Annotated in this window: 6 protein-coding genes; all 6 read left to right on the plus strand. The window is 71.1% G+C overall.

Annotated features, from left to right (window positions below; translation table 11 throughout):
• The first annotated feature begins 115 nt into the window (after positions 1-115).
• The 6 genes from Q0066_RS10870 to Q0066_RS10895 all read left to right on the plus strand — a co-directional run bounded on the left by Q0066_RS10870 (position 116) and on the right by Q0066_RS10895 (position 8,825).
• On the plus strand, positions 116-1,900 hold the full coding sequence (locus Q0066_RS10870) for an ABC transporter ATP-binding protein (RefSeq protein ID WP_298132795.1): 1,785 nt from the start codon (positions 116-118) through the stop codon (positions 1,898-1,900).
• A gap of 246 nt (positions 1,901-2,146) precedes the next feature.
• The gene (locus tag Q0066_RS10875; RefSeq protein WP_298132797.1) at positions 2,147-4,225 is read left to right on the plus strand and encodes a hypothetical protein; all 2,079 of its coding nucleotides are present in this window, start codon (positions 2,147-2,149) and stop codon (positions 4,223-4,225) included.
• A complete protein-coding gene (locus tag Q0066_RS10880; RefSeq protein ID WP_298132799.1) occupies positions 4,213-5,463 on the plus strand; it encodes a glycosyltransferase family 2 protein in 1,251 nt (416 codons plus the stop codon). The genes Q0066_RS10875 and Q0066_RS10880 overlap by 13 nt, the downstream gene beginning before the upstream one ends.
• A gap of 188 nt (positions 5,464-5,651) precedes the next feature.
• Positions 5,652-6,641, plus strand: a complete 990-nt coding sequence (locus tag Q0066_RS10885; RefSeq protein WP_298132802.1) for an SGNH/GDSL hydrolase family protein — start codon at positions 5,652-5,654, stop codon at positions 6,639-6,641.
• Positions 6,642-6,654: 13 nt separating this feature from the next.
• Positions 6,655-7,935 (plus strand): hypothetical protein, encoded by a 1,281-nt coding sequence (locus Q0066_RS10890; protein ID WP_298132804.1) that lies wholly within the window; start codon positions 6,655-6,657, stop codon positions 7,933-7,935.
• Positions 7,932-8,825, plus strand: a complete 894-nt coding sequence (locus Q0066_RS10895) for a glycosyltransferase family A protein (RefSeq protein ID WP_298132806.1) — start codon at positions 7,932-7,934, stop codon at positions 8,823-8,825. Before Q0066_RS10890 ends, Q0066_RS10895 begins: the two co-directional genes overlap by 4 nt.
• Positions 8,826-9,037 lie beyond the last annotated feature (212 nt).

Raw genomic sequence — 9,037 nt, forward strand, 5'->3', positions numbered from 1 at the left:
GGGAGGGCAGAGATAGTTAGGGAGGGCTTTGCGGGTCAGGGGGTTGGGGCGGACGGCGTCCGGACGGTGACGCGCGGGTCGGTAGGTTGGTGGGCCGCTCGACCGGAGGGACCAGATGAACCACACCGCGCAGACGCCGTTACGGGCGCTGTGGGAACGGCAGCGGCGTTTCCGGCCACGCTTCATCTGGGCCGTCATCGCGTCCACGGTGAACAAGGTCGCCGACGTGTTCCCCGAACTGTTGATCGGCGCCGCCGTCGACGTGGTGGTGCGCGGCGACGCGTCCCTGGTCGGGACGCTGCTCGGCGTCGAATCGCGGCCGATGCAGCTGGTCTGGCTGGCCGTGATCAACGGTGTGGTCTGGGTGATCGAGTCGGCCTCGGAGTATGTCTCCGACGTGCTGTGGCGCGGGCTGGCGCAAGGCGTTGAGCACGAATTGCGCGTCGAGGCCTACGACCATGTGCAACACCTCGATGTGAGTTGGCACGAGGCCAGGCCGCAGGGCAGCACGCTCGCCACCCTCAACGACGACGTGAACCAGCTCGAGCGCTTCCTCGACGTCGGGGCGCCGGCGTTGCTGCAGACCGCGCTGAATGTGCTGCTGGTCGGCGCCGTGTTCGCGGCCGCCTCGTGGCAGCTGTGGCTGCTGGCGTTCCTGCCGATCCCGGTCATCGTGGTCGGTTCGCTGCTGTTCCAGCGGCGACTCGAGCCGCTCTACGACGGCGTCCGGGCCAAGGTCGCCGATCTGTCCGGAGTGCTGGCGGCGAACCTGGCCGGGATCACCACGATCAAGGCGTTCACCGCCGAGGACCGGGAACGACGCCGGGTCGAAGAGGTGTCCGACGCCTACCGGCAGGCGAACCTGTCGGCCATCAAGCAGTCGGCCGCGTTCGTCCCGCTGGTCCGGATGGCGATCCTGGCCGGCTTCACCTGCACCCTGCTGCTCGGCGGCTGGGCCACCCTGAACGGGCAGCTCGAGATCGGCCTGTACTCGGTGCTGGTGTTCATGACGCAGCGGCTGCTGTGGCCGCTCACCGAGGTCGCCGAGGTGCTCGACCTGTACCAACGCGGGCGCGCCTCGACCAGCCGCATCCTGGCGCTGCTCGACGTGCCGATCACCGTGCCCGCCGGACGCCGTTCGCTGCCGCAGCCGGTCCGTGGGCGGGTCGAGCTGCGCGGCGTCCGGTCCGGCTACGTCGACGGTCCGGACGTGCTGCGCGGCATCGACCTGGTGGTGCCGGCGGGGGAGACCCACGCGATCGTCGGATCGACCGGCGCCGGCAAGTCCTCGTTGCTGCGGCTGGTGCTGCGCTTCGACGATCCGCGCGCCGGCGCGGTGCTGCTGGACGGCGCCGACATTCGCGACCTCGACTGGGACTCGCTGCGCGGATCGATGGGTTACGTCTCCCAGGACGTGTATCTGTTCTCGGGCAGCATCGCCGACAACATCGCCTACGGAAAGCCGGACGCCGGCCGCGACGAGATCCGCAGCGCGGCGGAGGCCGCGGCCGCCCTGGACTTCATCGACGCGCTGCCCGACGGCCTCGACAGCTGGGTCGGCGAGCGGGGAATCACCTTGTCCGGCGGACAGCGGCAGCGGCTGGCACTGGCCCGGGCGTTGCTGCGCGACCCCGCCGTCCTGGTGCTGGACGAGGCGACCAGCGCGGTCGACAACGAGACCGAGGCGGCCATCCAGCGCTCGCTGCGCGACGCCACCCAGGACCGGACGGCGATCGTCGTCGCCCACCGGCTCTCCACCGTCCGGCACGCGCACCGGATCTGGGTGCTGGACGCCGGCCGCATCGTGGAGTCGGGCACCCATGACGAACTGGTCGCCGCCGGCGGCAACTACGCCGCGCTGTGGGCGGTGCAGACCGGCGAGGCGGCCCGCACCGAGTAGGCCCCACTGTGGGTTGAGCTTGTCGAAACCCGCACTGTTGGTTGAGCTTGTCGAAACCCGGACCCTCGTGAGCGCCGCATTATGCGAGGGGTCTCGACAAGCTCGACCAACGGAGGGGCGGGCTGCCTCGGGTGAGGTCTCGACAAGCTCGACCAACGGTGACAGGCGAGGCCGTCCGGGCGCTGAGAGGGCGTCGGACAGATCAGTAATCTGATGTAGGTTAGGCTTACCTAAGCAAAGGTTCCCATGACTCTGACTTCATCTGTGCTGACCCATGCCCTCCGCCGCCCGCAGCCGCCCGCGCGGCCGCGCCCGTGGGGCATGTGGGCTGCCTCGGTGCTGTCCGCGGCCACGCTGATCGGCCTGGCGGTTCCAGCCCTCGGCTGGGCTGCGGTGGCGTTCTGGGCGGTGGTGCCGGGACTGGTGCTGGTGCGGGCTCTGCCGTCCACCGGACTGTCGGCGCTGGGCCTGGTGCCGGCGTTGAGCGCGTCCGTCACCGTGCTGCTCTCCACCGTGTCGCTGTGGCTGGGGTGGTGGCCGCCGAGGCTGGTCACCGCGATCGCCGCCGGGTTGGCGGCGGGCTATTCCGCCATGTCGCTGAGCCGTCCGGCCTGGCCGGCGGTCGCGTTGCCGTCCGGACGTTGGGCGCGAGTCGCACTGGGCATGGTCGCGGTGTCGCTGCTGCTCTGGCTGCTCTCGCTGCCCGGAATCGCCGGCAACCGCATCGGTGCCACCTTCGGTCCGCTTGTCGCCACCCCCACCTTCGCGGCCGCGCTGCTGCTGGCCGTGCTGGCCTTCCTGGTCGCGTTGCGGTTGCGGCACGTCGGACTGCTCTGGACGACGCTGGCGCTGACCTGCCTGATCGAGCGCGGCACCGCGCCGCTCACCCTGGACGCGCCGTCGGTCGACTGGGCCTATAAGCACCTCGGCGTGATCGACCTGATCACCACCACCGGCACCCTGCACCGTGGCCTCGACATCTACCAGGGCTGGCCCGGCTTCTTCGCCGCGATCGGCTGGGTGAGCGTGTCCAGCGGTGTGTCGCCGTTCGCGATCGCCTCGTGGTTCACCCTGGCGGTCACCTTCGCCGGCGTGTTCGCCATGTACACCCTCGGCAGGGCGCTGCGGTTCTCGACCCCGTCCGCGCTGGCCGCCGCGATGGTGGCGCTGGTGGTGAACTGGGTCGCCCAGGACTATTTCTCGCCGCAGGCACTCGGTTACGTGCTGGCGATCGTCACCGCCGCTCTGGTCGTTCGGGCCCGGACCAACCGGGTGGCCGGTGTGCTGGCGGTGGTGGTGTTCGCCGCGCTGGTGGTCAGTCATCAGCTGACCCCGTTCTGGCTGCTCGGTGCGATCGCCGTGCTGATGGTGTTCGGCCGGGTGTCGTGGCGGCTCGCCGCCGTCCTCGCCGCGGTGGCGCTGGCCCAACTGGCGGCCAACTTCGAGATCGCCAGCGCCTACGGCCTGTTCACCGGGGTGGATGTGCTGGCCAACGCCAAGACCGGTGCCGCCGCCGACCTGGGCAGCCTGGCCCTCACCGTGCACGGGGTCAGCAACCGGATCGCCACCCTGGGCCTGTGGGCGCTCGCCGCCGCCCTGGCGGTGGCCGCCTTGGTGCGGCAGCGCTGGGCGCGCTGGCGTCGCGGTCCCGGGCTGGTCATCGCGGTGCTGGCCTTCTCGCCGTTCGGCATCCTGTTGGCGCAGAGCTACGGCGGCGAGGCGCTGCTGCGGGTGATGCTGTACTCGATTCCCGGCTGTGCGCTGCTGGTCGGCCCGTGGCTGACCCGGCTGCTGGCCGGTGACCTGCGGCGTCGTCTCGCGGCGGGGCTGGTGCTGGTCATCCTGGCCGCGGCCGGGGCACAGGCCTATTTCGCCACCTACTACCACTACGCGGTGACCAAGGCCGAGTACCAGGCGCAGGTGCTGCTGGAGCGCGGCGTTCCGGGTCGTGCCTACCTGAGTCCCGGGTCGGCGTTCTGGCCGGTGCGGGCCAGCGAGGCATACGCCTGGCGGCTGACCGACGACTGGGAGTACGACCGTCCGCTGCAGAACGAGGGCGACGGACTGCGTTCGGCCGACTACCTGCTGGCCCTGGAAGCCCACCTCGAGAACCGCAGCGCACCCACCTTCGCGCTGTACGGCCCGCGGATGGACGCCTACGCCGACTACCGCGGCATCGCCCCGCTCGGCACCCTGGACGCCCTGCGCGAAACCCTGCGGCATCGTCCCGGGTGGGACGTGGTGATCGACGCCGACGGGGTGACCGTCTTCCGCTACACCCCCGTCCGGACCCGCACCCAGGAGGCGGCGACATGGCATCCGTGACGGAGCAGGTGAGCGACGGCTTCGTGCCCATCCGGTGCGCCACCTGGGCCGTTGAGGACGCGGTGGACGGCACCCTGGCGCCGAACGCGGAAGGCCGGTTGTTCGTGCTGGCCACGGTGGGCGGCTGGCCGTCCGCCCTCGTCGATGCCCGGGCTGATTCGGCCGACGGCGTCGCCGACCTGGTGCGGCGGAGCGTCGCCGACGGGAGCGTGCGCGCGCCGTCCGGATTCATCGCGGAGCGCACAACCCGCACCGCCGTGACCGTGGTGGTCTGCACCCTCGGACGCGAACCCCGGCTCACCGAGACCATCGACGCACTGCTGGGCCAGACCCACACGGAGCTCGAGATCGTGGTGGTCGACAACGACCCGGCCTCCGGGCGGACGCCGGCGTTGCTCGCCGGCCTCGGCGACCCGCGACTGCGCATCGTGGACGAGCCTCGCCGCGGCCTTTCCGCAGCCCGGAACACCGGGTTGGCCCAGGCGAGCCACCCGATCGTCGCGTTCACCGATGACGACGCGTTGCCTGCCGCCGACTGGGTCGCCACCCTGGCGGCGGTGTTCGACACCGACCCCGGTGTTGATTGCGTGACCGGCCTGGTGCTGCCCGCCGAGGTCGCCACCCGGACCCAGCTGTTCTTCGAAGAGGCAGGCGGCTTCGCCAAAGGACTGCACGCCGTGCACTGGCGTCAAGACCGCCTCGGCACCGCACTGGGTACCGAGGCCGGGCCGGAGGGCATCGCCTTCCCGTTCGACGGCGGTTTCGGTTCCGGCAACAACATGGCCTTCCGGACTGCGGCCCTGCATCAGCTGGGTGGGTTCGACGAGGCGCTGGGGGCAGGCTCGCTGACCCGTGGCGGCGAGGATCTGGACGCCTTCCAGGCCGTCTACCTGGCCGGCGGCACCGTGGTGTACTGGCCGGCCGCCCTGGTCCGGCACCACCATCGCGCCGATCACGACGCCTTGGTCGAGCAACTGCACGGCTACGGCGTCGGGATGGCCGCCGTTGTCACCAAGCGGTTCCTGAGCTCGCCGGCCACCGCGGTCGGCGTCCTGCGCCGGCTGCCGGGCGGGCTGCGGCTGCTGCTCGATTCACGGTCGGCGAAGAACCACGGCAAGTCCGCGGCCTTCCCGGTTGAGGCGACCCGGGCGGAACGGCGCGGCTATCTGGTCGGGCCGGGCGCCTACCTGCGGGCACGTCGCCGGGTCCGCCGACACTCGGCGGTGGCCGCCCGGTGAGCGACCATGCGCGATCGGGGAATGACCACACCCCACCGTGGAACGACGACACCCCAGCGCGGAACGATCACCCCGATCAGCGGAGCGACCACACCCCGCAGGGGAGTAGCGACCGCACACGGCCGGGGAGTGGTAACCGCCGAGCGCTGCCCCGTCCATCGTTCGTCCTGCTGGCCATCGTGCTGGGCGTGGCCTTAGTCGCGGGCGTGTTGGCGATCACCCGTCCGTGGCAGCCGAAGCCGGTGCGGCTGGTGGTGCTGTCCGATTCGCTGTCCGAAGGCATGGGCCAGGTGACGGCACTGCAGAACACCTGGCCGCATCTGGTCGGTGCCCGGTTGCGAGCCGAGCGCGGCGAGGCTGCCCAGGACGGCGGCACCTGGCTGCCGGCGTCCGTCAACGGGCAGATGTTCGGCTTCCGGACGGGTACCGCCGGGGCGGGTGCGTGGGCGGCCACCAACAAGGTCGGCGTGCCCGGCGCGATGGCCGGAGGCACCGTCACCTGGCAGACGGCCGGCTTCGACAGCGCCGTCGTGCAGGTCTTCGCCGAGCGTCCGGGCGAGTTGTTCACGGCGTCCAGCGGTGACCAGCAGGTCGGCTTCACCAGCCCGGACGCCGGACTGCACAGCTTCACCGTGGACTCCCTTGCCGACACTCTCACCGTGCGTGGCGATGGCGTGGTGGTCGGGGTGCTGGGTCGCGCCGGCCACGGTTCGGTCGAGGTGTACAACCTGTCCTGGTCGGGCAGCAGCACCAGCGACTGGCTCGGCTGGCTGGACCGGCCCGCGCTGCTGCCGCTGATCGAGTCCATCGATCCGGACGTCATCGTGCTGTCGCTGGGCGGAAACGACTACTGGCAGGGCGGTGACCGGGACCGGTTCGCCGCGCATCTGCGCACCGTGCACGACCGGGTCGCCGCGGCCGTGCCGCGGGCGTCCTGGGTGTTGGGCACCCAACCGGTGCCCGACCAGACACCGGCGCAGGACTGGACCAGCTTCCAGCAGATCACCGAGGACTACGCCGAACGCCTCGGCGCACCGGTGATCGACCTGGTCGGACTGATGCCGGGAGCCGCCGTCGAACCCCAGCTGTACTCCTGGGACCGCATCCATCTGACCGATGCCGGCCACGCGTTCATCGCCGGCATCGCCGGGCCCGCGATCGAGGAAGCGCTGCGATGACGGGGATCCACCGATGAGCGCACCCACCACCACAGCGACCGAGAGCGGCTGGCGCGCCCGGCTGGGCCGAGCCACCCTCGAACTGGACGCGCTGGCGCTGACCGCCTCCACCGGTATCACCGCGCTGCTCGGCCTCGCCTACTGGACCATCGCCGCCCGCGGCTTCCCGATCGGTGAGGTCGGCCGGGCGTCCGCGATCGTGTCGGCGGCGACGGCGTTGGCCACGGTGTCGAACCTCAGCCTGGGCGGCATGTACGAGCGGTTCCTGCCGGTCACCGGACGCGACACCCGGCACTATCTGCTGCGGGGCGGGCTGGCGACCGCGGGTCTGGCGCTGTTGCTGGGCTTCGGGTTCGTGCTGGTGGGGCCCACTCAGCGGCTGTTCGTGCACGACTGGGAATGGCTCGGGTTCCCGCTGCTGGTGCTGACCCTGGCCCAGTTCGCGCTGCTCGACAACACTCTGGTCGGGTTGCGACGGGCCCGCTGGGCGGCCGGCAAGAACATCATCCACGCGGTGGTCAAGCTGGGTCTGGCCGCCGGGGCAGCGCTGCTGGTGCTGGTCGGCGGCGAGTCGCTGGTGATCGCCTGGGCGGCGCCGGCGTTGCTGCTGGTGGTGCTCTACCTGCCTGTCGTGTGGCGGCTGTGCGGGGCTGAGTCGATCACGCGGCTGATGCCGTCGCTGCCCCCACGTCGTGAGTTGTGGTCGTTCTTCGGCAGCAGCGTCGGGATCATGGTGGTCGGTGCGCTGGCGCCGCTGACCATTCCGCTGATCGTGGTGGATCGGCTCGGCCCTGAACTCAACGCCTGCTTCACCATGGCCTGGACGCTGTTCTCGGCGCTTGCGCTACTGCTCGGCACGGTGGTCGGGCCCTACATCGCGCAGGCCTCCAGCCCGGGCGCGGATGTACGCCGGCTGACCGCCCGGTTCGCCGGCATCCTGGTCGCCCTGTCGGTCTCGGGTGCGGTGTTCCTCTGGTTCGGGGCCCCGCTGCTGCTGGGGTTGCTGGGGGAGCGGTACGCGCTCGAGACCGAGTCGTTGGTGCGGCTGATGGCGTTGAGCCTGCCGCTGTCGGTGGTCGGCATCCTGTACGCCGGGGTGGCCCGGGTGGCGCGTCGGCTGCGGCTGGCGATGGCCATGCAGATCCTGACCGCCGTGGTCGCGGTCACCGGCACGGCGCTCACCATCGGACGGTTCGGCCTGGACGGCATCGGCTACAGCTACCTGGTCATCGAAGTGGTGACCACCGCGATCCTGGTCGGCCCGGCATGGCGGATGATCCGGCGGCTCACGTGAGCCACCCGCTGGTCACGGTGCTGATGCCGGTGCACAACGGCGCCGACCATCTGCCCACCGCGTTGGCGAGCGTGTTCGCGCAGGACTTCGCCGACTTCGAGCTGCTGGTGGTCGACGACGGCTCCACTGATGCCACGCCGGCGGTGCTGGCCGATTGTGCCGATCCGCGGCTGCGGGTGCTGCGGCTGGAGCGCACCGGTCTGGTGGGTGCCCTCAACCGCGGCCTGGACGAGGCCCGCGGCGAGTTCATCGCGCGGCTGGACGCCGACGACGAGATGCTGCCGGGCCGGGTGGCACGGCAGGTGGAACGGTTCCGGCGCGACCCCGGACTGGTGGCCTGCGGCAGCGACTACCTGCTGTTCGGTGCCGCGTCCGGCCTGGTGCGGACGCCGCGTGGCGCCAAGGACTGCCGTGCCCATCTGGTGTTCGGGTCGCCGATCGCCCATCCGGCGGTGATGCTGCGGGCCGACGCGTTGCGGGCGCACGGCGTCCGGTATCGGGCCGAGTATCCGCACGCCGAGGACTTCAAGCTGTTCAGCGAGCTCGCCGCGATCGGCACGCTGGAGAATCTGGCCGAGCCGGGCCTGCGCTACCGCGTCCATGCCGGGCAGGTCAGCCAGGTCGAGGCCGGGCCGCAGCAGCACGTGCAGCTGCGGATCTGTGCCGAGAACCTGGCCGCGCGCGGCGTGCCGGTGAGCGTCGAGCGGTTGGCGCGGCTGCTGTGGCCGTCCGGTCGGGGGTGGACGGCGGCGCTGGCGTATGTGGTGCTGCGGCTGCCCGTGGTGGTGTGGCTGGGTGCCCGTAGCCACTGGGTGGCCGGTGCTGGCCAGGCGTTGCTGGTCGGACGCGAACGGATCCGGATGCTGCTCCACCGACCCGCGGCGTCCTGAACCAGGCGGACGTGGCCACCACGAGAATCATCCAGGTCGCCGCACAACCGAACGCCAGGCGGGACACCGCGGTGGTACAGGATGCCCGCGATGGCCGTCCCGATCAGGGGACGACGCAGACAGCGTCAGTCGAACTTGTGGAGACCCATTCTGCACTGGCACGCATTTCTGACCGCAGCCCAACCGCTCACACTTCACGCTGCCCTCCTGTT

It is taken from the genome of Micropruina sp. (assembly GCF_027492755.1).
Lineage (GTDB): Bacteria > Actinomycetota > Actinomycetes > Propionibacteriales > Propionibacteriaceae > Micropruina.

Coding starts and splice junctions, on each gene's coding strand:
- Q0066_RS10880 (WP_298132799.1), top strand. CDS start 4,213: ATGGCATCCGTGACGGAGCAGGTGAGCGACGGCTTCGTGCCCATCCGG.
- Q0066_RS10875 (WP_298132797.1), top strand. CDS start 2,147: ATGACTCTGACTTCATCTGTGCTGACCCATGCCCTCCGCCGCCCGCAG.
- Q0066_RS10890 (WP_298132804.1), top strand. CDS start 6,655: ATGAGCGCACCCACCACCACAGCGACCGAGAGCGGCTGGCGCGCCCGG.
- Q0066_RS10870 (WP_298132795.1), top strand. CDS start 116: ATGAACCACACCGCGCAGACGCCGTTACGGGCGCTGTGGGAACGGCAG.